Here is a 24,197-nt window from a genome sequence, read left to right on the forward strand (position 1 = left end):
AACACGGACTATAATGACGAGGTGTCAAATGGAAAAATTGATTCTTATTGATGGGAATAGTATTATATATCGTGCTTTCTTTGCGATGCCGCCTCTGACCAGCTCCAGTGGCGTGCATACGAATGCGGTTTATGGCTTCACGAATATGTTATTGCGCCTGCTCCAGGAGGAGCAGCCCAGCCATATTCTGGTCGCTTTTGATGCGGGCAAGGAGACGTTCCGCCACGAAGGCTATCAGGACTATAAGGGCGGTCGCGAGAAAACTCCGCCGGAGTTGTCTGAGCAATTTCCAATTATGCGCGAACTGCTGGAGAGCTTCGGAATTGCTTGGTTCGAGCTGCCGGGTTATGAGGCCGACGATATTATAGGCACGATGAGTAAGCAAGCCGAAGAAGCCGGGCACAATGTGCTGGTTGTTACCGGCGATAAGGACATGCTTCAGCTTGTCTCGGATAAAGTGAAGGTGGCGTTGACTCGTAAAGGTATCACCGAGGTTGAGCCTTACGGTGTTCAGGAGATCGAGGAGAGATATGGTCTGCGTCCGGAGCAGATTATTGATTTGAAAGGCCTCATGGGCGACGCATCGGATAACATCCCCGGGGTACCGGGCATCGGTGAGAAGACTGCTCTGAAGCTGCTTCATCAATTCGGATCCGTAGAGGAAGTCTTGGCCCGTACGGATGAATTGAAGGGGAAGATGAAGGAAAATCTGGTGAGCCATGCGGAAGATGCCCGGATGAGCAAGCAGCTGGCCACGATATTCCGCGAAGTGCCCGTCGAGCTTTCCTGGGAGGATATGGCCTTCAGCAGTGTATTAGGAGAACCGGCAGCGCAAATGCTGCGCAAGCTGGAATTCAAATCACTGCTTGAACGTCTATCTTTTGCGCACAGCAATGAAGAAGAGGCTAAAAACGAAGGCCAGAGCCTGAAGGAAGTGCAGGTTACGATCATCAATGCTGAGACGATACAGCAGCTTGTTGGAGCGTTGCCGCAGGTACAGAATATGATGGTAGAGTCCTATGGGGAGAACCCGCATCATGCGGTATTGATGGGTGTTATTTTATCGACCGAGGATCACCATTTTTACCTGAGCCCGGAAATACTGCAGGCTGACTATGCGTCGCCAGTCATTAAATGGCTTGGAGATGAGAGCATCAAGAAGCATGGCTATGATTTGCATCGGGCAGATCTCACCTTGCATTGGCAGGGGGTTGCCTTCGGTGGAGCCGAGCATGATATTCAGCTCGCTGCCTACCTGCTGGACCCGACAAATAATGACCAGACCGTAAGCGGCCTGGCTGCGAAGTACGGTATTGGTACTGTTGCAGCAGATGAAGAGGTATACGGAAAAGGCGCCAAGTTTAAGGTTCCCGATCAAGACCGGCTTAGTCAGCATTTAGCGCGCAAGAGTGCGGCTCTATTGCAGATTTTGCCGCTGCAGAAGCAAGAACTCGAACAGGTTGAAATGAATCGCTTGTTCTATGAGCTGGAGATGCCGCTATCACGGATCCTGGCCGACATGGAGAAGCAGGGAGTAGCTGTGAACCGCGATACCCTGCTCGACTTAGGGGCCGAGTTCGAGGCACAGATTAGTACACTTATTGCCGAGATTTATGCAAGTGCGGGGTTGGAATTTAATTTGAATTCGCCGAAGCAATTAGGTGAGGTTCTGTTCGATAAGCTTCAGCTTCCAGTGATCAAGAAGACGAAGACCGGATACTCTACAGATGCCGAGGTGTTGGAGAAGCTGGCGCCTTATCATGATATCGTGCAGTATATCCTGGAATATCGTCAGCTTGCCAAGTTGCAGTCTACTTACATCGAAGGATTGCTTAAGGAAATTCATCCGAAGACGGGAAAGGTGCATACTTATTTCCGTCAGACGATCGCGGCAACCGGCCGGTTGAGCAGTCAGTTCCCGAATTTGCAGAACATTCCGATTCGTCTGGAGGAAGGGCGCAAGATCCGCAAAGCATTTGTTCCTTCAGAGGAAGGCTGGTTCATGTTATCTGCTGACTATTCTCAGATCGAGCTGCGCGTTCTTGCCCATATTTCAGGGGATAAGGGCTTGCAGGAGGATTTCCTGCATGATATGGACATCCACACGAAAACTGCGATGGATGTATTCGGGGTATCTGCCGATCAGGTAGATGCGAATATGCGCCGTTCTGCCAAAGCGGTGAATTTCGGGATTGTGTATGGGATTAGCGATTATGGCCTCTCTCAGAATTTGAATATAACACGTAAGGAAGCGGCAAGGTTTATCGATCAATATTTTGACGCTTTCGAGGGTGTTCGTGCTTATATGGATGACATTGTGAAGGAAGCGAAGCATAATGGCTATGTAAAAACCTTGCTGGAACGCCGACGTTATTTGCCGGAGATTAATGCTTCCAACTTCAATCTGCGTTCGTTCGCAGAGCGTACAGCGATGAATACGCCAATCCAGGGAACGGCCGCGGATATTATCAAGCTGGCTATGATTCTGATGGATAATGCGCTGCGGGAACATAACTTAAAGAGCCGCATGCTGCTTCAGGTACACGATGAATTGGTATTTGAGGTTCCGCCAGACGAGGTGGAGCTAATGACAACGCTTGTCCCGGAGACGATGGAACGGGCGCTTGTCTTGTCCGTGCCGCTTAAGGCTGAGGTTAGCAGCGGTGTGAATTGGTATGAAGCAAAATGACCAGGAACCTGTTGAAATAGATGAGGTGAAATAGATTATGCCGGAATTGCCGGAGGTAGAGACGGTTAGAAGAACATTGTCGGATCTTGTTGTGGGCAAGACCATTCAGTCGGTGACGGTATCGTTGCCGCGAATTATTCAAAAGCCCGATGATATTAGACAGTTTGAGCTTGATCTTGAAGGGCATTGTATTTTGGAAATGGGTCGCCGCGGGAAGTTTTTGCGCTTTATTATGGACGGAGTGGTTCTCGTCTCTCATTTGAGAATGGAAGGACGTTACGGCTTGTATCATAGCAGCGATCCGGTTGAGAAGCACACGCATGTTATTTTCCAATTTACAGATGGAACGGAGCTTAGATATAAGGATGTGCGCCAGTTCGGAACGATGCATTTATTCGCGGCCGGAGATGAGTTTAATCACAAGCCTTTGTCTAAGCTGGGACTTGAACCGCTCGATGAGTCGTTTACGTATGAGGCTTTTCACAAGGTGATGGCTAAACGGTCGACCAAAATTAAGGTGGCGCTATTGAATCAGGAATATGTGGTCGGGCTTGGCAATATTTATGTAGATGAGGCGTTGTTCCGCGCCGGAATTCACCCTGAGACTCCCGCTTGCGAACTAAGTGATGATCTGCTTTGCAAGCTTCATACTATGATCTTGGAAACATTAAATGAAGCGGTTGAAGCTGGCGGGTCCTCCATAAAGTCCTATGTGAACGGACAGGGAGAGATGGGAATGTTCCAGCAATCGCTGCGTATTTATGGACGGAAGGATGAGTCATGCGTAGTTTGTGGTCACCCTGTCGAAAAGATGGTCGTTGGAGGCCGCGGAACGCATTATTGCCCGAAGTGTCAGCCTTTGAAGCGGACAAGCGTTAAAAAGACTAAACTCAAACATTCCACAGCTTCTTCGAATTTTAAAGTCGACGGCGAGGTGAGAGGATGAATATTGGACTAACCGGTGGGATAGCAACCGGAAAGAGCACGGTCTCTCGCATGCTTGTGTCGTTAGGAGCAGCGCTGATTGATGCCGATGTCATCGCCAGAGAAATCATGGAGCCGGGGCATCCGGTTCTGGCTAAAGTCGCAGAGCATTTTGGAGAGGATATTTTGAATCTGGACGGAACTTTGAACCGCAAGCGGCTTGGGGCAGTTGTATTCTCGAACCCGGAGCAGCGTAAAGTGCTGAATGAATTAACTCATCCGGCCATCCGCAACGAGATGGCGGCGAGAATGAAAGCGCTGGAAGCGGCTGATCCTCATCGTCTGGTCGTTTGTGATATTCCTCTCCTATATGAGTCCGGACAGGAAGGGCTTTACGAGCAGATTATGGTCGTATATGTTCCAAAGGAAGTCCAGCTGGAACGATTGATGGAACGCGATAATCTGACTATGGAACAGGCGAGTTCAAGGCTGGCAGCACAGATGGATATAGAATGGAAGAAGAGCAAAGCCGATGTCCTGATCAACAATAGTTACGGATTGGATGAGACGAAGCGTCAAATCGAGACATTTTGGCGGGAAAAGGTTTCTATATGAGGCTGCTGCGGAAGAAGAGAGTGCTGCTTTTGCTGTTTCTTGGTTTTGTTGTCATTCTGTTTTTTAATTCTGCATGGTTGTCTATGTTCTATCCGATCTATTATAAAGAAGAAATTAAGCAGCATGCGCGGGAGAATGGTCTGGATCCCTTGATTGTGGCTGCGATTATTCGAGTGGAGACGAATTTTAAAGCGGGTGCTGAATCAAAGAAGGGTGCCCTCGGAATTATGCAAATTATGCCGGATACGGCGGAGTGGGTTATTTTAAAAGCGAAGTATGACAAGGTGCCTCTTGATAAAGTCAAGAACGAGATTGATGCGAATATTCAGATCGGAACGTGGTATTTGAAGTCGTTGTCGGAGCAATTTGATGGAAATCCAATCGCTATGATTGCGGCCTATAACGCGGGACCGACCAATGTAAAAAATTGGATCAAGAGTGGAAGATGGGACGGTCAATTAGAGTCGGTGAAGGATATCCCGTTTGGAGAGACCAGGCATTATGTACAGCGGGTGACTCATTACTACAAACAATATTCCGAGATATATGATGATTTTTAAGGAAAGCCTCGGTTACAATAGATATAAGGAAAGCACTAAAAGGCTTTAGAGCCTTTCAATGCTTTCCTGAGAGCTTACTTATTTGAATTGGCCTGCCAATTGTTGTTCGGCGATAGTTACCAGACGTTTAGTAATGTAACCACCGATCGAACCGTTTTCGTAAGAAGTCAGGTTACCAGCGTATCCATCTTGTGGAAAATTAATGCCAAGCTCTTGAGCAACTTCATATTTCATTTGCTCGAGTGCGCCAGTAGCTTGTTTTACTACCAGGTTGTTAGAAGAATTTTGCGCCATTGTTGTTCACCTCCTTGCGGTTGGTAACAGTATTATGCTCCGGTATTTGAAACTTCATTACAGATTTTTTTAGTTATTTATTGGCAGTCTTTTTTGTCAGTCTTACTTGCAGGAATAACAGTTAACAGAAGCAGAAGGGAGACATTTTTGCGTGAGATGTCCGTATTGTGACTATATGGGGACGAAGGTGCTTGATTCGAGGCCAGCTAACGAGAATCGCTCGATCCGCCGCCGTCGTGAATGTGAGAAATGCAGCCGACGTTTTACTACATTTGAGATGGTGGAGGAGATGCCGCTCATCGTCATTAAGAAAGATGGCAGCCGCGAGGAATTCAATCGCGAGAAGCTGCTAAGAGGACTGATGCGTGCTTGTGAGAAAAGGCCGGTATCTGTCGAGCAATTGGAGTCAGTCGTATCCGCGGTAGAGCGTCAGATGCGCCACTCTGCGAACGCGGAAGTGGAGAGCCGTGAAATCGGCGAACTGGTCATGGAACAGCTATATCCGGTTGATGAGGTGGCTTATGTCCGATTCGCCTCGGTATATCGTCAATTCAAGGACATTAACATGTTCATGAAAGAATTGAACAGCTTGCTCTCCAAGCCTGCGAGCGAGGAGTAAGCGCAACGGGGTGCCCTCTGGCGGGAGTGGCATCGCAGGCTGGTTCGTTTCAGCTCATATTGCCGGTTCGTACATTGCTCGTACATCGGTTCGTGCTGGCGGCCGGCTACATTTTAGATGTAAAAGAGTGCAGCCTTTAAGTTCAGGCAGCACTCTTTCTTTGTGGATTTGAGTCAAGAGGCTAACGGAAATCAGTGCCGCTATTTGGTCTGAAAGGGCCGTTTTTGAATTCTAACGGAAATGGAGTCCCTTATTTGAAGTTTTTCAGCAGAATAAGGGTAGACTATACCCAAATAGGGGATCAGATTTCCGTTACAATTACAGAATCGTTGAATTCGCCAAAATAGCGGAACTAATTTCCGTTAGAGCTGGTGCATCAATGAGATACACACCACCGACGATACCAAGCGACCACACCAAGATATGACGACTCTAATCGCACCAACAATACTAATAACACAACGCTACGCCACAACGATACCAACAGCACTAACGCACTAACGGCCCTAGAGCCCCAAGGGCACAAAAAAACTAACAACCAATAAGCCCCAAGTCACTAACACCAAACAATGCCACTAACGCTACACAATGCCACTAATAGCATAGAAGCACTAAGAACACAGAAGCAGTAAGAACACAGAAGCACTAAGAGCATAGAAGCACTAAGAACACAGATGCACTAAGAACACAGAAGCACTAAGAACACAGAAGCAGTAAGAACACAGATGCACTAAGAACACAGATGCACTAAGAACACAGAAGCACTAAGAACACAGAGGCACTAAGAACACAGAAGCACTAAGAGCATAGAAGCACTAGGAGCACAGAAGCACCAAGAGCATAGAAGCACTAAGGAGCACAGAAGCACTAAGAGCACAGAAGCAGTAAGAACACAGATGCACTAAGAACACAGAAGCACTAAGAACACAGAAGCACTAAGAACACAGAAGCACTAAGAACACAGAAGCACTAAGAACACAGATGCACTAAGAACACAGAAGCACTAAGAACACAGATGCACTAAGAGCACAGAAGCACCAAGGAGCACAGAAGCACTAAGAGCATAGAAGCACTAAGAACACAGATGCACTAAGAACACAGATGCACTAAGAGCATAGAAGCCCTAGGAGCACAGAAGCACCTGGAGCACACAAGCCCCAAGAGCATAACAACATCAACAGCACCAACAGCCAATGGCTCCCAAGTCACTAACGCCACACAATGCCACTAATAGCTCCAAGAAGAACACAGAAGCACTAAATCACAGAAGCACCAATAGCACTAGCAACATGACTAACGACACCGCCAGCAACCAACAAGCGACCGACAAGCAACCAACAGCCCCAATAGCCCCAATAGCCCCAATAGCCCCAATAGCCCCAATAGCCCCAACAATCCGCCGCTACTAACTACACCAGCTAGACTAACCCGTATGTTCGATAACGCTGAGCCGCTGGTGAAGGCGAGCGGGTTTTGGTCCACTAATCGATGCAGAAAGATCTAACGGAAACCAGTGCCGCTATTTGGTCTAAAAGAGCCGTTTTTGAATTCTAACGGAAATGGAGTCCCTTAATTGAAGTTTTTCAGCAGAATAAGGGTAGACGTTCCCCAAATAGAGGATCAGATTTCCGTTACAATTGCAGAATCGTCGAATTTGCCAAAATAGCGGATTCAATTTCCGTTAGAGTCTGGCGCATCAATGACTTCAACGGTCAACTACCCCAACTACCCCAACTACCCCAACTACCCCAACTACCCCAGCTCAACTAACCCGTATGTTTGATACGCTGAGTCGCTGGTGATAACGGGACCGACAGCGCTAATAACACGACACTACCAACGAACCCTAACTAACACACCAACCCCATCTAACCCAACCTGTATGTTCGATAACGCTGAGCTCCGCTGGCGATCGCGAGCCGGTTTTCGTCAACCAATCGATGCAAAATCGATCTCGTATGCCGCTCGGATAGCCGTAAATGAGCTGCAAGTTCTCTAGGAGTGAACGGTCGCGGTGTTCGACGAGCGAATCGTATTATTTCTGCTTCCACCCAGTCAAGCTGTGGTGAGACCTCCAATGAAAGAAATTTGCCTACGAAAGAAAGCACCAGTTGCTTGCAGACGCCGGGATCGTCACGGATAGACAGATAAGCAACCGGAAGGAAGTACCAATCATCAAGGACAAGCAATGCCTGTTTCATGCAGAGATCCTTAAACCGGGCAACCTCCACATCTCTGGCATGGGATCGATAACCATGAATCTCGATGCATCCCTTAACTCCTCCACCGGGCATGTACGCAAGATCCAAATAGCGATACCCGTTATTGAAGTCGCGTAGTTCATATTCAGGGTATAGGTGATCCAGATTGCCGATAGCAGGAAACCAGATCGAGCGTAAAAATTCAACAGTTCCATGTCCTAGCCCATTTTGCAATAGTTCTCTTCTTCTCGCCCCCTTCTCCTCGTGAATCTGCTGTTGTAGCCACGCATCATAAACTGGTTCAAATAAACTCATCTTCTTTCCCCTCACCTCAAAAGTAATAAAAAAACCGCCTTAACACATGGGCTCCTAAGAGCTTTGTGTCAAAGCGGCATGTGCTTCATGTCCGACACGTATAAATTACCCTATTTTTACAGATGAATCAAGAACCTTAAGAAGCGGAAAAAAGCAGTTAGCAGGACCGCTCACGAGACCTGTCAAATCCAGCGCGGTCTCTCCTTAGTCCACAATAGGTCGTGAATTGATACCAAATTATCGGCAGATTATTACGAGGCGATATCTCACTGTGCAATAACATGAATCTATCCTACAGAGAAATGGGAGGGGCTGAGCTAAGAATGCAGGACCGAATTCCGGAAGTATACCGATTAGTGGAGTTCGAGTGGCTATAATCCACCATATTTATTAATGATAAGCGAATAAAGATATCAGTTATGCAAATAATGCAGCCAGAGGGCTGTATTATTTTTTTGCGGCAGGATGACCGCGTCTAAAGATCTAGTATAGATCCATAATTTTTACACTCCGTTTACAAAACGAAAACATGGCTTTGATAATAGGCTTCTATAATCAGAGTATACAAACAAATGAGGGGGAAACCTGAATCATGAAAAAGAGTATGTTACTGGTTTTAACGATGATATTGACTTTAACGCTGGCTGCTTGTGGTCAAGGAAGCAGTTCTAATAATAAGACAGCGAATTCTTCGGACAACTCGTCTACAGGAAATACCACGAACAGCGGCAACAAGACGGAGCTCTCCGGTTCTATCCTGGCAGTAGGCTCATCGGCATTGCAGCCACTTGTTGAACAAGCTAGCCAAAGCTTCATGGATCTGAATCCGAAGGTATCGATTCAAGTGCAAGGCGGGGGTAGTGGAACAGGGTTGACGCAAGTATCCGGAGGACAAGCGGATATCGGGAACTCCGACGTATTTGCTGCTGAGAAGTTGGAAGCAGGTCCTGCAGCAGAACTGGTTGACCATCAAGTCGCTGTAGTGGGCATGGCAACCGTAGTTAATCCGGATATTACAGTAGATAATCTGACTAAAGATCAGTTGGTTAAAATCTTCAAAGGCGAAATTACAAACTGGAAGGACCTTGGCGGCGCAGACCAAAAAATCCAAATCATCAACCGTCCATCCAGCTCCGGTACACGGGCAACCTTCGAGAAATATGCATTAGGCACGAAGACAGAAGATTTGGCTGGCGCGATTCAAGAGGATTCCTCGGGTACAGTTAAGAAGCTGGTTAAAGAAACACCAGGAGCGATCGGCTACCTTGCGCTTTCCTATCTTGACGATTCCATCAAAGCTGTGAAATACGAAGGTGTAGATCCGACTGAAGATAATGTTGCAAATGGGACTTATCCGGTATGGGCTTACGAGCACATGTACACAAAGGGTGAGCCAAATGAAATCGTGAAGGCTTTCCTGGACTACATGACTTCCGATGAAATACAAAATAAAGATGTTGTCGAGCTTGGATATATCCCGGCCAGCAAAATGCAAGTAACACGCGATATCGATGGCAACATCACTAAGTAATAATTGACAACATAATTAAAGTACTTAAGGAGGCGGATATCCTGCCTCTTTAAGTGCTGTGTAAAGGGAGAGGTCTATGAGTCAGTCCGGTGGAAAACAAAAAGTCAAACAGCATGTTATCGAAGAATGGACCGGAAAAATATTAACCTCCTTTTGTATCGTCCTGCTCGTTGTAATTATTTTCTCCATGGTATACTTTGTGGCGACAAAAGGATTAAGTGCATTTTTTCAAAATGGAATTAAAATCAGCGAAATATTCGGAACGACCTGGAAACCGGATGGAGAGCCACCTCTTTTCGGTGCTTTGCCGTTTATCATAGGCTCATTCAGCACTTCCCTGCTGGCTGCTGTCATCGCTGCTCCGCTTGGCGTCAGCGCGGCATTATTTATGGTCGAAATTATGCCTAATATCGGGAGAAAATATTTGCAGCCCGTAATCGAGCTGTTGGCTGGAATTCCTTCGGTAGTATACGGCTTCGTCGGCCTTAGCGTTATCGTTCCGTTCTACCGTACTATTTTCCCGGGTCAGGGCCTTGGCATTGCTGCGGGTGCAACGGTTTTGTCAATTATGATACTGCCTACCATTACGTCGATCGCGACCGATGCGCTCGCTTCTCTTCCGGCCGGACTGAAGGAGGGCTCTTATGCGCTTGGAGCAACCAGATGGCAGACGCTGTCGCGTACGGTCATTCCAACGACGATGCCTGCGCTTATGACAGGGATCGTGCTTGGAATGGCGCGTGCCTTCGGTGAGGCTTTGGCCGTCCAGATGGTTATCGGCAACGCACCGCATATCCCTAAATCCCTATTTGAATCGACCTCGACATTAACGAGTGTTATCACGCTCAGTATGGGCAATACAGTAATGGGCTCAATGCAAAATAATGTACTGTGGACGCTGGCGTTGATTCTGATGCTGATGACCTTCGTCTTCGTCTTTATTGTCCGTCGGCTTGAAAGGAGAGCACAGCGATGAGTGCAAGAACAAAAGATAAAGTAGCTACCGCCGTAATCGTCACTCTGGCTGGGGTTATCGTCCTTGTCATGGCCGGTTTGCTCGGCTTCATTCTGGTCCGGGGACTCGGACATGTCAGCTTCCACTTCTTGACCTCTGCACCGCAGACGATCAAGGAGGGCGGGGGGATCGGGCCGCAATTGTTCAATTCCTTATTCCTGCTTGTATTAACTATGATCATTACAGTTCCTTTAGGTCTTGGCGCAGGTATCTATATGAGTGAATACGCCAAGCCGGGGAAAATTACAGATACGATTCGTCTGATTGTTGAGGTGCTGTCTTCTTTCCCTTCGATCGTAGTTGGTTTGTTCGGTTTGCTCGTCATTGTAAATACATTTGGACTCGGCTTCTCGCTGTTCTCCGGCGCGCTGGCTCTAACCGTCTTCAATTTGCCGCTGATGGTTCGGATTACGGAACAGGGCATGTCCGGTGTCCCTGCTGCACAGAAGGAAGCAAGCCTTGCGCTTGGGGTTTCCAAATGGAAGACGATTAAATCCATTATGATGCCGATTTCGATGCCCGTGATACTGACCGGAACGATCCTTGCAGCTGGCCGGGTATTTGGCGAAGCCGCAGCTTTGTTATTTACGGCGGGAATGAGTAGTCCAAGACTGGATTTCACCAATTGGAATCCGCTGAGCCCCACTTCGCCGCTGAATCCATTCCGTCCGGCGGAGACGCTGGCTGTACACATCTGGAAGATCAATTCCGAGGGACTGGCTCCGGATGCTCCACAGATTGCTGCCGGCGCTTCCGCGGTGCTGATATTAACCGTGCTGATCTTCAACTTGCTGGCACGCTGGGTTGGTCGTCTCATGCTGAAGAAATTTACGGCTGCGAAATAGGAGGGCTTCCATGCAAAATATTGAATTGTCCACAAAAGATCTGAATGTATTCTATGGTGAGAAACATGCGGTTAAGCAAATCTCGCTCGACTTTGCCTCCAAGCAGGTTACGGCTCTGATCGGCCCTTCCGGTTGCGGTAAATCGACTTTTCTGCGCAGTCTGAACCGAATGAACGATCTGATCGAAGGATCGCGCATCACCGGCGAAATCTGGATCGGCGATGAGAATATCAATGATCCGAAGACCGACGTGGTACTGCTGCGGCAGAGGATCGGGATGGTCTGGCAGCGCCCGAATCCGTTCCACAAATCGATCTATGAGAATATCGCTTTTGGCCCGCGCTATCATGGAATTCGCGACCGCAAGAAGCTGGATCAGATTGTGGAGGAATCATTGGTTAAGGCAGCGCTGTGGGAGGAGACCAAGGATCGTCTGCATCAGTCGGCCTTGTCCTTGTCAGGCGGCCAGCAGCAGCGTCTGTGCATCGCCAGATCGATAGCGGTGAGTCCCAGCATCATCCTGATGGATGAGCCTTCCTCTGCCCTGGACCCGGTATCTTCGGCCAAGATCGAAGAATTGATCGCGGAGCTGAAGGAGGAATACTGCATTATCATCGTTACCCATAATATGCAGCAGGCCGCTCGTGTATCGGATAAGACCGCATTTTTTCTGATGGGAGAGCTCGTGGAGTATGATGAGACAAGTATGATCTTTACGAATCCATCGGACCAGCGGACGGATGATTATATATCTGGTAGATTCGGCTAATTTCGAGAACGGATCAAAGAACCCTTATTCCCGCTTAATAGCGTGGATAAGGGTTCTTTTACGGATGTGGCCTCTTTTTTGTTTTAAATGGTTAGAGTACAATAGTGATTAGGCTCTGAATGCTAGAGCAGAGAAATAACCAACAATTCATATAAGACTAACGGGAGAATAACATTGTTGTAATAGGGGCCTCCGTAAAGTCCACGCGGCTGCGGATACCCATAGTTAGCCCCGTGTCCATCCCAGTTCCAAGGATGCCCATCATGATGCCCTTGGCCTTGGCCAAGCTCATGTCCCGACCATGGATTATTGCCTTGCCATTGTCCGTCACCTGGAGAGCCGGGAAGGCTGAGGAACAATAATCCGCCATCAAGGTGGATTAGTTGGCCTTCATATGTTACGCCGTCGATCGTTTGTACCCGTACGTTGTGATTGACATATTTTTGGCCGACGCGATGCATCTGGTCTCTGAAATCTTTGACGGATTTGACAGTGTTGGGATGAGCCTCATAAATCACTTGATTTTGCCCTAATGCCATAACTAATAACCTCCACTTGGTCGTATTTCCTTCTGGCTCATCATATGTGGGAAGGACTAGGGAGGTGCCTATACATTTTAGACTATGGTCCAGTATATATTTACGACCTGAGACTGTTTAGAATAGCCGCATTTAAGTTCATACTAAGGTCTAACTCTATTGAACGAGCAGGAGATTGGATTCACATGAATGTATTGAATTGGATAGAACGAATGTTTGAACAATATGGATATTTTGTGTTATTGCTTGGGTTGCCGGTTGATTTCATCGCCTTACCGTTGCCGCCCGGTCAGACGACGTTGACGTATACAGGATACCTGGTCTACAAAGGGGTACTGGACCTGCTGCCTGCCATATTTATGGCCTATGCGGGCTCTGTCATTGGGATTACAGTGACCTATGTGCTTGGGCATCAGATTGGGGCTCCGATTATAGAACGATTCGGGAAGTGGGTGCTGGTTAAGCCAGCTCATTTGGAGAGAACGAGAAGAATCTACGAGAAATACGGCAATAAAATGCTGTTCATTAGCTTTTTTGTCCCTGGGGTCAGACAATTTTTTGGCTATTTTGTAGGCATCATTCGTATTCCGTTCCGAACCTTTGCTCTGTTTGCCTACCCTGGAGCGGCGATATGGGTGCTTGCGTTTATTGGCATCGGCAACCTGTTTGGCGAGCAGTGGCAGCGGATTTTTATGCTGGTTCAGCGCTATCTGGGCTTTTTCTTCGCCGCTCTTGGCATTATTGTGCTGACGATCCTGATCGTCCGCTGGCGTAAATGGTGGCTGAAGAAGCCTGATAATAAACCGATGCAATGATTAGCTCCGCACTAAAAATTGAAGCGTCAGACATTGTCTGGCGCTTTTTTGCGTGAGCTTGCTGTTCCCTTGGTTGGACCTGATCCCTCTTCCTTGGCTTTCACGAGTGCCAGAAATGCGAAAAGACTTGCCAAGGTTTCAAATCCTGCTCCAATAATTTCTAAATCATCAGACGTGAGCTCTTCTTCATTCATTATATTTTGCAGTCCAATCTGATTAAGAAGTTGTGTCTGCCTCCTTCTTGGCAAGCCTATCACCTGCTTTAATGGTTTTACTGTATGTTATGCAGCAGAAGCCAGGTTTGAATAGGCGGGTCAGCAAGCCATCGATCGTCTAAAGTCAAAAATATACATAAACATTTAAGTAGCCCGTTCGTTTAAGCTCATCGCTTCATAAGATGTTCTATACTCGAAAAGGGAGGTATAGACATGTCAGGTTGTGGAGAGGTTGGCGGTATCGGCGGTGTAGGCCTGTGGGGATCTACAGGCGCTATTCTGGTTTTGTTTATTCTGCTCGTCATTATTACTAGAACTTTCTTATACTAAACCTTAGCCTGGAAAACTGGTAAAGCAGGTCCTGTCGAGACAGGGCCTGCTTTTTTTAGAAATTGGACTATGGGAGTGCAGATTAGCCGTGTGAAGGGAAAATGGCTTCTAAAGCCGGACAAGGTTGTCTTTCCAAGAAGTCGGCAAGTTGATCCGGCATGTTCTTATAAATATCTTTTAGTACGGTGCCCTTATAAATATTACCGATGATCACCGGGTAGCATAGCTCTGAGATCAGTACATCGCCGTTGCCGTGCAAATGCAGTTGCTTCTTTCCTTCAATGCAGTTGGAGAAGTATACTCCGGGTTGTTCCTCAAAGCCGAGCTTCTGAGCGAAGCGGTCCATGCAAGTAAAATAAATGGTGCTGTCCTCTCTCCGATGGGCAATAAGCTCCTGAACCGCCTTCTTCAAATCTTCGCGGGCTGCAATCGCTGACCAGCCGCTATGACCCATGCTAATGCTGTTCTGGATTTCATGCGTACGAACACCAAGTGCGTATACATGGTCCGCTATCTCCGTCAGATGGTGAGTCGTCTCTTCAAACAGTAGTGTCTCCAGTACTGTATCGAAGGAAGCTTGAGCGCACAGAGCGATATTTTCTCTTATTTTCGTATATACGCTTGGATGCAGCTTGTAATAGCGAGAGAACTCTTCGGCAGTTGTGAAGTTGAAGGAGATATGGATCGTGGTTACTCCAGCCTCCTCTAATTGCTGCACACGCGTGGCGTTAAGCAGGCTGGCATTGGTGTTAAGCTGGGTCTCGATGCCATGTGCCGAGCAATAGGTGACGATGTCCAGACAGTCCTGATATTTCAAAGTTACTTCACCGCCGGACAGTCGCACTCTACGAATCGTAGGGATATCCCGGAGAATGGAGATAACCTCCTTGGCGCCAATGCATTGATTGTCATCCCGGCTATATGCGCAGCAGTAGCTGCACTTAAAATTGCAGTTGGATGTGACGCCAACCTCAAGGGCTTCCAGATCATAATGGTGCGGATTTTCTAATTCAAGGAATTTATATTTCACTCTTACCGGCTCCTAAATAGATAGATTTGGTGTCGTTAGTATAACTAACCAACCTAAGTGATTATATAGCTTATGGAGCGGATATATGTATGAGGTTTTTAATAGGGGGGACCGGGTGAAAACCCCATCTTTCAACCTATTGCGACAGGGCTAGATAAGTATAACGGATGGAGAAATATAGTTCAAATATATTATTTTTCAAAAAAATAACACATTTTCCCTGAAATCAGCTATAATAAACATGTCATCAAAATTAAAAACATTATAACCTAATACTCGTTACTGTCTTCTTTTTCCCTCTTTTTTTTCATTTAATGTCTTTTCTTCGGTTTTTTTGCGTGTTTTATTCCTATCATCTCTCTATTTATGGTTTTAGTAGGTTTAAGGGGTATATAAATCCGTATTTCGGGTTTATATAGAATTTTTGTGTCTGTGAAGAGCCGAGTTGCAAGCATCAGGAATGCAGGCATTTATTAACTATGCGCAAAAGGAGGGATCGAGCTCTTTTTAGCAAGCGAGGCAGTATGTCGGTTCGAGTCATGATTTATCCAATTTAAAAGGAGGTATTAGAATGATCAGTTCAATTCGTTTATCTCGCTCTATGACAATGAAGGCGCTTACAACACTAGGGGTTATGCTGCTCACACTAATCGTTGTATTTCTGATTGCAGACAAGGCTTCTGCCCACGGTTATATCGATGGTCCGGCGAGCCGGGGATATCTGTGTAAGACAGGACAAAATACGAATTGCGGAGCGATTCAGTATGAGCCGCAAAGTCTTGAAGCTCCAAAAGGCTTTCCGGCAGCCGGCCCAGCCGACGGGAAAATCGCCAGTGCGAATGGCGCCTTCCCTGAACTGGACCAGCAATCCGCTACACGTTGGACAAAAGTAAATATGTCTGCCGGAACAAACACTTTCCATTGGACACTGACTGCAGCCCATGCTACAACCAGTTGGAAGTATTATATCACAAAGGAGAACTGGAATCCGAATGCGGCGCTCACACGTGATTCATTCGATCTGACTCCATTCTGCTCCGTGAGTTATAATGGCACACAGCCACCGAATAGTTATTCCGACACTTGTAATGTTCCGCAACGTTCGGGATATCATGTCATCCTCGCTGTTTGGGAGATCGCCGATACGCCTAATGCATTCTATAACGTGATCGATGTTAATTTCAGCGGAACAAACCCTGGCGACAGCCAGCCGCCAACCGCTCCGGCATCTCTCACAGCTGGTAACGTTACAGCCAACACAGTAACGCTCTCCTGGGGAGCCTCCTCCGATAATGTCGGTGTAACTGGCTATAATGTATATAACGGAAACACGCTGGTAGGCTCGGTGCCTGCTTCGACGCTGAGTTATACGGTAACTGGATTGACCGCGAACACGTCCTATACGTTTAATGTGAAGGCGGTTGATGCCGCAGGCAACCAGTCGAGCGCCAGCTCCGTTACTGTGAAGACGGGTCAGGCTGCAGCCGATAAAGAAGCGCCTACTGCGCCGGGCAATTTGCACGTAATGGGGACGCCCACTGCATCCAGCGTAGATCTGATGTGGAGTGCGTCCACGGACAATGTGGGTGTTACAGGCTATCGTGTATACCAAGGGTCGAACCTGGTTGCTACCGTCTCTGGTTCGACAACTGATTATAAAGTGACCGGTCTGAATGCTAATACGTCTTATACATTCACCGTATATGCTGTAGATGCCGCAGGCAATGTATCCGCGGCCAGCAATTCGGTTCAGGCAACTACAGCAGCAGCACCTGCCGCTCAGCCGTGGGCTGCAGGTGTCTCTTATGCAACAGGAGATCTGGTAAGCTATAACGGTTCGGTCTATGAATGCCGCCAACCGCATACTTCATTGGTTGGTTGGGAGCCTACCAACGTTCCTGCTCTCTGGCTGCTGAAGGCTTAATTTCATAGATTCATATCGCATTTTGGGTTTTGGGCTGTCTTCCTTTGAGGAATCTCATAAGGAAGGCAGCTTTTTTTAGGTTGCCGAAAAATGAATGATTCAAAATTGAATATTTCAATTGTTCATAATCCGTTGTATGATGTAAAAGTTGAATTTAGGAATGGTTCAATAAAGAGCCATTTTATCATCAAAGGGGTGAGCATCATGTCGTCATTATCGCGCTCTCGTACGATTTCATATCTGATCTTTCTCGTAATTATGTGGGGGGTTAACTGGCCGTTATCCAAATTTGCCCTGGAGTACACGCCACCGCTGCTATTCGCCGGTCTTCGGACCTTAATCGGGGGTGTTCTGCTTATACTGGTAGCTATTCCTAACTACAAGAAGCTGAATCTGCGCAGGAATTGGCCGCTGTATCTGCTCTCCTCGGTGCTGAACATCGTGCTGTACTATGGATTGCAGACGATCGGGCTGCAATATTTACCGGCTGGATTATTTTCCGCCATCGTATTTCTGCAGCCTGTATTGCTTGGTGTCTTCTCGTGGTTCTGGCTGGGAGAGTCTATGTATGGGATGAAAATGGCTGGGCTGTTCCTTGGCTTCCTCGGTGTGTTCGAGATCAGCGCCGGCGGATTGGCCGGACATCTGTCGATCACCGGTGTACTGCTTGCACTGGGCAGTGCATTAAGCTGGGCTTTTGGCACCGTGTATATGAAGAAAACGACAGAACGGGTGGATATGGTCTGGATGGTGGCCTCGCAACTAACGCTGGGAGGACTGCTGCTGCTCGGAACGGGCAGTTATTTGGAGAAATGGAGCGATATTACGTGGAACATTCCTTTTATCAGCGTAATGCTCTTTATCGCTGTCTTCGTCATAGCTCTGGGCTGGCTCGTTTACTTTAAACTAATTGGTTCTGGGGAAGCGGGGAAGGTTGGTGCATTTACGTTCCTGATTCCGGTCATAGCCATTATTTGCAGTGTTATTTTCCTAGGAGAGAATGTAACTTGGAACCTGGTCGCGGGATTAGGCATGATTGTCGTCAGCATCCTGCTGGTTAATATCAGGCCCGGTGCGCTTCGGCGGACAAGCGAATAATCTCTATCCTTTGGACATTACTGGGGTTGTGGCCGATTCCAGTAGTGCCCTCCCGGTCATTCGGGGCTATATGGGGGAAGAACCTGACACAAAAGTCGGGATTGCTTTGAGGCTTGAAATTGTGCTAGAATATGCACATTAAGATGCAGGCAAGGGCAGGAGGAAGCAATGGCACAGTTAAAACGGTTTGGCTTCGGGTTGCAAGCGCTGATTGTACTTGCTGCAAACAATTCGGAACAATGCTCCAGCGCAGAGATCGCCGAACAGATTCAATGCGAACCAACTGTACTACGCAAAATTTTGGCTCAATTGGCTGAGCAGGGTATTGTAGAGGCCAGGCAGGGGCGTTCCGGAGGTTATCAATTAACGCGCAGTCCGGAACAAATTACGCTGGCTGAAGTCTATAAATCGCTCCATGAGAAGGAGCCGCAATGGGACCGGATGCTGGATACGACCGGGAACCATCTGTTTGGACAGAAGATGCATGAATCGTTCTCGAAAATTATGACCGATATCAATACACAAGTGAACCAGGTGCTGGGAACGTATACGGTAGGGGATTTCTTAGACTAAATTTTTTTGGACTAAATTGTGCTATAAATAGCACATATAGTATTCTCCTCCGGTTCTGGATGCTTTTGATATAGAGAGACTAGAAGAATTGAGATGGAGGTGAGTGCATGATGAAACTTGTCGGCCGGAGCCGTTATGCCCGTATTATAGCATCGCTGGTCACAGCGCTAATCGGAGGGATTTTGTTCAAGCTGCTGCATCTGCCTGTGCCTTGGCTGCTGGGTCCGATGCTGGCGGTGTTAGTCGGTTCTAATCTCATGGAGGACCGCTATGAATGGCCACAGCAGTTCAGAAGTATAGGCATGGTCATCGTCGGCTACACGATCGGTCTGTCTATGACGCTGACCGCGCTAAGACAGATGTCCCACCAGCTTCCCTATATGCTGCTCATGACAGTCCTGTTGCTGCTGTTATGCTCAGGTATTGCTTATATAAATTCCAGATTATCAGGCATCGACTACAATTCTGCGCTGCTTGGAAGCATTCCCGGGGGGCTTACTCAAGTGATCTCTCTCGCCGAGGAGACGGAGGGAATTAATCTTCTTGCGGTTATGATAACGCAGGTGATTCGTCTAATTATGATTATCGTCATTATTCCGCTGCTCGTGTTCAGTCCCTTCTTCGCTCACGGACATGGGGATACGACCGCTGCAATTCCTTCAACAATAGCGACAGCGACCCATAGCAGCAATCCGCTTATTATGCTCTTGTTTGCTGTTGTCTGTATTGCGGGAGCATTTTTGGGCAAGAGGATTCATTTGCCGACTCCGCTATTACTGGGGCCCGTTATTGCAACAGCCACCTTGCAGCTGCTCGGTATAACCGGTATGGCTCTGCCGGGCTGGATCATTAACACCGCACAGCTGCTAATTGGCGTAAATGTCGGTTTGATGCTGAAACCGGGCCGCATGGAGCATAAGTTCAGAACCATATCCATCGCCATAGGCTGCGGGCTCTTGCTGGTAGTTGGAGCCTGGGGCCTCAGCTTGCTGCTTGTCTATGTTCAATCCGTCTCCGGAGCGACGGCTCTCTTAAGCCTGGCTCCAGGGGGAATGGACCAGATGGGGATTATAGCTCATGAGATTGGTGCAGATTTGGCTATAGTTGCCGGATATCAATTATTTAGAACATTCTTTATTATGTTTGCCATACCGCCTTTAGTTCGTCTATTGTTCCGGATTCAGAAGAAGAAAAAAACGATTAAACAAGGAGAAATTGTATGAGCGCGTTAAACGTTGATTTCAGTAAAACGGCATTGGTTCTGATCGACTTGCAGAAGGGGATCACGAAGATGTTTGACGGTACCCAAGAGGTCGTGGATCAGGCGGCGAGACTGGTCGAGCTGTTCCGCCAAAAGGGCGGCTTTATCGCATGTGTAAAGGTGGCGTTCCATGACGGCCGCGACGCCTTGAAGCCGACGACCGATATGCCGCCGGCTCCTGCCAGGCCTATTCCGGCGGATTGGGCAGAACTTGCTCCTGAATTGGGCGTAAGCGGACAGGACTATGTCGTCACCAAACGCCAATGGGGAGCCTTTTTTGGTACAGACCTGGATCTGCAGCTTCGTCGCCGGGGTGTCGACACAATTGTCCTGTGCGGAGTATCCACAAACATCGGTGTCGAAGGAACAGCAAGAGAAGCATACCAGCATGGGTATAACCAAATCTTGATTACTGATGCGATGGCCGCTGCTTCCGAGGAAGAACATCAATTGAGCTGTAAATATATTTTCCCAAGAATCGGCAAATTGAGAACGACAGAGGAATTTATTGCGGAAGCCGGGCGTGGGGATTAATTAGTGGGTAAAGAAAATCACCGCGGATATGGAAAATGCATATCCGCGGTAAGTGATTTTAATGTAAGATTTCCGGGGAAATTATTGCGCTCCAAGTAGAGCGGATTTCACAGAGCTGCCATCTGAAGTTAAGCGATACATGCCTATTACAACGGGATTAACCTGAACCAACCCTTTGCTTGCCAAATCTTTAAGGGGCTGATTTACCGAAGAAGTATCCTCACTTGCATTTGATAGTTGGGCAGCAAGCTGTATCGGAGTCTGCCACTCCGTGGTTAAGACGAGCAACACTTCCTGTTGCAGGGGAGTTAAATTCACACTGATAACCTCCTCGATCAAAGTTTTTATCTTAAATGGATAATAAATAAGTTTTATTGTATCAAAAAATAGTTTGAATTTCGAAGATTAACCGTAATCGGGCAGGATAAATCGGGTCAAAGGACTAAAACCGAAAACCGGGCAAATGACTTTATCTAGATTGAAACAAAGTATGTAGTTTATGGAAGTAGAAGCAAGAGGGACAGAGGAACAATTTTTCGAAAGAAAATATTGACAGAGGAAACCCTGTTTGTTATTCTATAATAGTCTTTTACAATTATTGCGGGGAATTAGCTCAGCTGGGAGAGCGCTTCGCTGGCAGCGAAGAGGTCAGGGGTTCGAGCCCCCTATTCTCCACCAAACATCTAACACAAGCGGCGGGTAGTGCCGCCTTTTTTTATCCAATAAATATGATTCCAGAAGAAGATGTCGATCATTCGGCATCTTCTTTTTTTGTCTCTCTTAGAAAGTTGGCAGACCGGGCGACCTTTTTATCCCGAAATTGCTTAGGCGTCATGCCGGTTCTCGCATCTTCGAGCTGGAAAGTACTAGATCCGAGTAAGCAAAGGTTGTATAGCTTAGGCCATATCCGAATGGAAACAGCGGGGCAATCTCTTTTGTATCATAATAACGGTCTGATTCGTTGGCTGATGGATCAAGCGGTATCCGCAGCGCGAAATCCTTCCCATCCCAACTTTGTTCGGGATACGGAGAGTTCCGTGATACGTCCGGAGAAAGAGTTGAAAGGGTTCGATAAGGTAGCACTGCAGCCTGGCGAGAGTCAAACGGTACATTTTGAGCTCGATAAACGAGCCTTTGCATATTACAATGTTGAATTGCAGGACTGGTATGTGGAGACGGGCCGATTTGAGATTCTGGTCGGCAAATCGTCACGCGAAGTGATGCTCCAGGAATCGGTCCATATCACTTCAACCTCGGTCTGGAAACGGACTTACACTCGGGACACAACGATAGGGGATTTGCTCGAGGCCCCCAAAGGGAAGGAATTACTCGCAAAGCTTCTGCATAGTAACCCGTTAGCAGAGGGCAGAGATGCTGAATATGCGTTAAGTCTTCTCAAAGCCGCGCCGGTTCGTGGATTGATCTGGTTCAGCAATGGCGCATTCTCTGAGCGGGATCTGGAAGATTTGCTGAGGAAGCTGAATGGGAATTGATACCTGAGCATTGAACCCGAATTTACTAATATTATATAAATTGTACTAAGGTTGCTCCTGTAACTAAACTGGTTATAGGGGCAGCTTTTTTGCCGTGGTGCATATGATCAATGTTGTTGGCAAGTTGACATGTTTTTGAGAAGAGTGTAAGAAACTTTATATCGTAAAATCCCGGGTTGTAAGAAATTAATGATTAAATATACAATAGAACATAATTTGATACTCGAAAGGATAGAAGACGATGAGAGCTGTTATTACGGTTACTGGAAAAGATACGGTAGGAATTCTAGCGCGCGTAAGCACGATGTGCGCCAAGTACAATGCGAATGTCATTGAAGTGAGCCAGACCGTGCTTCAAGATATGTTCGCCATGATAATGATGGTGGATATTGATCAAATTAATTGCGAATTGCATGAGCTGGTGGATATTATGCGCACTGAAGGCGAGCGACACGGTCTCGTCATCCAGTTGATGCATGAGGACCTGTTCAACTCCATGCACCGCATTTAGAGGGAATTCGAAAAGTCCGCCGGACTTTTTGAACATGAGCTAATCCGAACTTGGAACTTAGCAGTTAGCGATATTCTAATCAAGGCTGAAGGGAATGTACCTGATGATAAACTCGAAAGAAGTATTAGAGACGATTCATATGATCCAGGATCAGCATCTGGATATCCGCACGATTACGATGGGAATTTCCCTGCTGGATTGCGCGGACCCGGATATTGAGAAGAGCTGTGACAAAGTGTATGCCAAAATAACACGACTGGCCCGCGATCTGGTCAAGACGGGGGAGGATATTGAGAAGGAATACGGGATTCCGATTATTAACAAACGCATCTCGGTAACGCCGATTTCCGTTCTGGTTGCAGCAAGCGGCGGTGATCCGGTGCTGTACGCGAAGACGCTGGACCGTGCGGCGAAGACCGTTGGCGTCAACTTTATCGGCGGATATTCGGCCCTGGTACAGAAGGGCTTTGCAGCGGGTGACCGCGCTCTGATCGAATCTATTCCACGGGCCCTGAAAGAGACGGAGCATGTATGCTCCTCTGTGAATGTCGGTTCGACCAAAGCGGGGATTAATATGGATGCGGTGGCTCTCATGGGCGATATTGTCCGGCAGTGTGCCGAACTGACCGCAGACCAGGACTGCTTCGGAGCCGCGAAGCTGGTTGTGTTCTGCAACGCGGTTGATGATAATCCGTTCATGGCGGGGGCATTCCACGGCGTCGGCGAGGGTGATGTCGTGCTTAACGTCGGCGTATCCGGCCCGGGTGTTGTACGAGCTGCGGTAGCTAATGCACCCGACGATTTCGATTTGACCCAAATCGCCGAGATTATTAAGAAGACGGCGTTCAAGATTACGCGGATGGGTCAGCTTGTAGGTACCGTGGCAAGTGAACGGCTGGGCGTTCCGTTTGGCATCGTGGATCTCTCCTTGGCTCCGACGCCGGCGATCGGTGATTCGGTGGCCCATATTCTTGAAGAGATCGGCCTGGAGTCCTGCGGCGCTTACGGAACGACAGCAGCGTTGGCGCTGCTGAACGATGCCGTGAAGAAAGGCGGCGTTATGGCTTCCTCTCGGGTCGGCGGCTTGTCGGGCGCATTTATCCCGGTGTCCGAGGATGCAGGGATGATCTCGGCGGTGCGCGAGGGGGCGCTTGGTCTGGAGAAGCTGGAGGCGATGACTGCGGTATGTTCGGTCGGACTGGATATGATCGTAATTCCTGGCGATACGCCAAGTGAAGTCATTGCTGCGCTGATTGCCGACGAAGCGGCGATTGGCATGGTCAACTCGAAGACGACGGCAGTGCGGGTAATCCCGGCGATCGGCAAAAAAGAGGGAGAAGATCTGGAATTCGGCGGACTGTTCGGAACCGGTCCGGTGATGAAGGTGAATACCTTCTCACCCTTCAAGTTCATCAAGCGCGGAGGTCAAATTCCGGCACCGCTGCAAAGCTTGAAGAATTAAACGGGTTCAGCAGACGATTTACGGATATAAAGAAG

At 47.8% G+C, this 24,197-nt stretch carries 25 protein-coding genes, 1 tRNA gene and 1 pseudogene; 21 read left to right on the forward strand and 6 right to left on the reverse strand.

Annotated features, from left to right (window positions below; all coding sequences use genetic code 11):
* The first annotated feature begins 28 nt into the window (after positions 1-28).
* The 4 genes from polA to DMN77_RS19780 are packed head-to-tail and all read left to right on the forward strand — an operon-like array spanning position 29 to position 4,788.
* Positions 29-2,689 (forward strand): DNA polymerase I, encoded by a 2,661-nt coding sequence (polA, locus tag DMN77_RS19765; RefSeq protein ID WP_179016106.1) that lies wholly within the window; start codon positions 29-31, stop codon positions 2,687-2,689.
* Between the two features lie 37 nt (positions 2,690-2,726).
* Positions 2,727-3,635: a DNA-formamidopyrimidine glycosylase gene (gene mutM, locus DMN77_RS19770; RefSeq protein ID WP_082790060.1), complete on the forward strand. Its 909-nt coding sequence runs from the start codon at positions 2,727-2,729 to the stop codon at positions 3,633-3,635.
* Positions 3,632-4,228, forward strand: a complete 597-nt coding sequence (gene coaE / locus DMN77_RS19775) for a dephospho-CoA kinase (RefSeq protein WP_179016107.1) — start codon at positions 3,632-3,634, stop codon at positions 4,226-4,228. The genes mutM and coaE overlap by 4 nt, the downstream gene beginning before the upstream one ends.
* A complete protein-coding gene (locus DMN77_RS19780; protein ID WP_068780332.1) occupies positions 4,225-4,788 on the forward strand; it encodes a lytic transglycosylase domain-containing protein in 564 nt (187 codons plus the stop codon). The genes coaE and DMN77_RS19780 overlap by 4 nt, the downstream gene beginning before the upstream one ends.
* Before the next feature lie 78 nt (positions 4,789-4,866).
* Here the strand turns inward: DMN77_RS19780 and DMN77_RS19785 are convergent, their stop codons facing one another.
* The gene (locus DMN77_RS19785; RefSeq protein WP_068780333.1) at positions 4,867-5,082 is read right to left on the reverse strand and encodes an alpha/beta-type small acid-soluble spore protein; all 216 of its coding nucleotides are present in this window, start codon (positions 5,080-5,082) and stop codon (positions 4,867-4,869) included.
* Between the two features lie 151 nt (positions 5,083-5,233).
* On the opposite strand from DMN77_RS19785, the gene nrdR reads away from it, so the two are divergent.
* On the forward strand, positions 5,234-5,701 hold the full coding sequence (nrdR, locus tag DMN77_RS19790) for a transcriptional regulator NrdR (protein ID WP_068780334.1): 468 nt from the start codon (positions 5,234-5,236) through the stop codon (positions 5,699-5,701).
* Positions 5,702-7,569: 1,868 nt separating this feature from the next.
* On the opposite strand, the gene DMN77_RS19795 is transcribed toward nrdR, so the two are convergent.
* A complete protein-coding gene (locus DMN77_RS19795; RefSeq protein ID WP_179016108.1) occupies positions 7,570-8,217 on the reverse strand; it encodes a transcriptional regulator in 648 nt (215 codons plus the stop codon).
* Positions 8,218-8,809: 592 nt separating this feature from the next.
* Here DMN77_RS19795 and DMN77_RS19800 point away from each other — a divergent pair.
* The 4 genes from DMN77_RS19800 (at position 8,810) to pstB (ending at position 12,377) form a co-directional block, all read left to right on the forward strand.
* Complete coding sequence (locus tag DMN77_RS19800; protein WP_179016109.1) at positions 8,810-9,748, forward strand: phosphate ABC transporter substrate-binding protein; 939 nt, start codon at positions 8,810-8,812, stop codon at positions 9,746-9,748.
* Between the two features lie 76 nt (positions 9,749-9,824).
* Positions 9,825-10,724, forward strand: coding sequence for a phosphate ABC transporter permease subunit PstC (gene pstC / locus DMN77_RS19805; RefSeq protein ID WP_068780337.1), 900 nt, complete (start codon positions 9,825-9,827; stop codon positions 10,722-10,724).
* Positions 10,721-11,608: a phosphate ABC transporter permease PstA gene (gene pstA / locus DMN77_RS19810; RefSeq protein WP_068780338.1), complete on the forward strand. Its 888-nt coding sequence runs from the start codon at positions 10,721-10,723 to the stop codon at positions 11,606-11,608. The genes pstC and pstA overlap by 4 nt, the downstream gene beginning before the upstream one ends.
* Before the next feature lie 10 nt (positions 11,609-11,618).
* On the forward strand, positions 11,619-12,377 hold the full coding sequence (gene pstB / locus DMN77_RS19815; RefSeq protein WP_068780339.1) for a phosphate ABC transporter ATP-binding protein PstB: 759 nt from the start codon (positions 11,619-11,621) through the stop codon (positions 12,375-12,377).
* A 122-nt stretch (positions 12,378-12,499) separates the two neighbouring features.
* Here the strand turns inward: pstB and DMN77_RS24035 are convergent, their stop codons facing one another.
* On the reverse strand, positions 12,500-12,916 hold the full coding sequence (locus DMN77_RS24035) for a hypothetical protein (protein ID WP_068780340.1): 417 nt from the start codon (positions 12,914-12,916) through the stop codon (positions 12,500-12,502).
* Between the two features lie 185 nt (positions 12,917-13,101).
* Here DMN77_RS24035 and DMN77_RS19825 point away from each other — a divergent pair, with 185 nt between their 5' ends.
* Positions 13,102-13,731 (forward strand): DedA family protein, encoded by a 630-nt coding sequence (locus DMN77_RS19825; protein ID WP_068780341.1) that lies wholly within the window; start codon positions 13,102-13,104, stop codon positions 13,729-13,731.
* A gap of 26 nt (positions 13,732-13,757) precedes the next feature.
* On the opposite strand, the gene DMN77_RS19830 is transcribed toward DMN77_RS19825, so the two are convergent.
* Positions 13,758-13,925: a hypothetical protein gene (locus tag DMN77_RS19830; protein WP_179016110.1), complete on the reverse strand. Its 168-nt coding sequence runs from the start codon at positions 13,923-13,925 to the stop codon at positions 13,758-13,760.
* 234 nt (positions 13,926-14,159) lie between these two features.
* Here DMN77_RS19830 and DMN77_RS23670 point away from each other — a divergent pair, with 234 nt between their 5' ends.
* Positions 14,160-14,276: a YjcZ family sporulation protein gene (locus tag DMN77_RS23670; protein ID WP_218653054.1), complete on the forward strand. Its 117-nt coding sequence runs from the start codon at positions 14,160-14,162 to the stop codon at positions 14,274-14,276.
* Between the two features lie 82 nt (positions 14,277-14,358).
* On the opposite strand, the gene DMN77_RS19835 is transcribed toward DMN77_RS23670, so the two are convergent.
* Positions 14,359-15,306, reverse strand: a complete 948-nt coding sequence (locus DMN77_RS19835) for a radical SAM protein (RefSeq protein ID WP_179016111.1) — start codon at positions 15,304-15,306, stop codon at positions 14,359-14,361.
* A 571-nt stretch (positions 15,307-15,877) separates the two neighbouring features.
* Here DMN77_RS19835 and DMN77_RS19840 point away from each other — a divergent pair.
* The 6 genes and pseudogenes from DMN77_RS19840 to DMN77_RS19860 all read left to right on the forward strand — a co-directional run bounded on the left by DMN77_RS19840 (position 15,878) and on the right by DMN77_RS19860 (position 20,696).
* Positions 15,878-17,230 carry a lytic polysaccharide monooxygenase gene (locus tag DMN77_RS19840; protein WP_082790061.1) on the forward strand — a complete coding sequence of 451 codons (1,353 nt, stop codon included), beginning with the start codon at positions 15,878-15,880 and terminating at the stop codon, positions 17,228-17,230.
* A gap of 204 nt (positions 17,231-17,434) precedes the next feature.
* Positions 17,435-18,328 (forward strand): DMT family transporter, encoded by an 894-nt coding sequence (locus DMN77_RS19845; RefSeq protein WP_179016112.1) that lies wholly within the window; start codon positions 17,435-17,437, stop codon positions 18,326-18,328.
* Between the two features lie 168 nt (positions 18,329-18,496).
* Positions 18,497-18,901 carry an RrF2 family transcriptional regulator gene (locus DMN77_RS19850; protein ID WP_068780344.1) on the forward strand — a complete coding sequence of 135 codons (405 nt, stop codon included), beginning with the start codon at positions 18,497-18,499 and terminating at the stop codon, positions 18,899-18,901.
* A 103-nt stretch (positions 18,902-19,004) separates the two neighbouring features.
* Positions 19,005-19,103: pseudogene (locus tag DMN77_RS24315) on the forward strand (hypothetical protein); the annotation flags it as partial.
* Positions 19,057-20,124: an AbrB family transcriptional regulator gene (locus DMN77_RS19855; protein ID WP_372776276.1), complete on the forward strand. Its 1,068-nt coding sequence runs from the start codon at positions 19,057-19,059 to the stop codon at positions 20,122-20,124. The pseudogene DMN77_RS24315 and the gene DMN77_RS19855, both read left to right, overlap by 47 nt.
* Positions 20,121-20,696 carry a hydrolase gene (locus DMN77_RS19860; protein WP_179016113.1) on the forward strand — a complete coding sequence of 192 codons (576 nt, stop codon included), beginning with the start codon at positions 20,121-20,123 and terminating at the stop codon, positions 20,694-20,696. The genes DMN77_RS19855 and DMN77_RS19860 overlap by 4 nt, the downstream gene beginning before the upstream one ends.
* A gap of 81 nt (positions 20,697-20,777) precedes the next feature.
* On the opposite strand, the gene DMN77_RS19865 is transcribed toward DMN77_RS19860, so the two are convergent.
* A complete protein-coding gene (locus tag DMN77_RS19865; RefSeq protein ID WP_068780347.1) occupies positions 20,778-21,014 on the reverse strand; it encodes a hypothetical protein in 237 nt (78 codons plus the stop codon).
* Between the two features lie 284 nt (positions 21,015-21,298).
* On the opposite strand from DMN77_RS19865, the gene DMN77_RS19870 reads away from it, so the two are divergent.
* From DMN77_RS19870 to DMN77_RS19885, 4 genes are all read left to right on the forward strand, one after another.
* Positions 21,299-21,374: transfer RNA gene (locus tag DMN77_RS19870), tRNA-Ala, on the forward strand.
* 290 nt (positions 21,375-21,664) lie between these two features.
* Complete coding sequence (locus DMN77_RS19875; RefSeq protein ID WP_372776265.1) at positions 21,665-22,189, forward strand: fibronectin type III-like domain-contianing protein; 525 nt, start codon at positions 21,665-21,667, stop codon at positions 22,187-22,189.
* A 241-nt stretch (positions 22,190-22,430) separates the two neighbouring features.
* On the forward strand, positions 22,431-22,700 hold the full coding sequence (locus DMN77_RS19880) for an ACT domain-containing protein (RefSeq protein ID WP_068780349.1): 270 nt from the start codon (positions 22,431-22,433) through the stop codon (positions 22,698-22,700).
* 106 nt (positions 22,701-22,806) lie between these two features.
* Positions 22,807-24,162 (forward strand): PFL family protein, encoded by a 1,356-nt coding sequence (locus DMN77_RS19885; RefSeq protein ID WP_229521124.1) that lies wholly within the window; start codon positions 22,807-22,809, stop codon positions 24,160-24,162.
* Positions 24,163-24,197 lie beyond the last annotated feature (35 nt).

The organism is Paenibacillus sp. 79R4, assembly GCF_013393165.1.
GTDB lineage: Bacteria > Bacillota > Bacilli > Paenibacillales > Paenibacillaceae > Fontibacillus.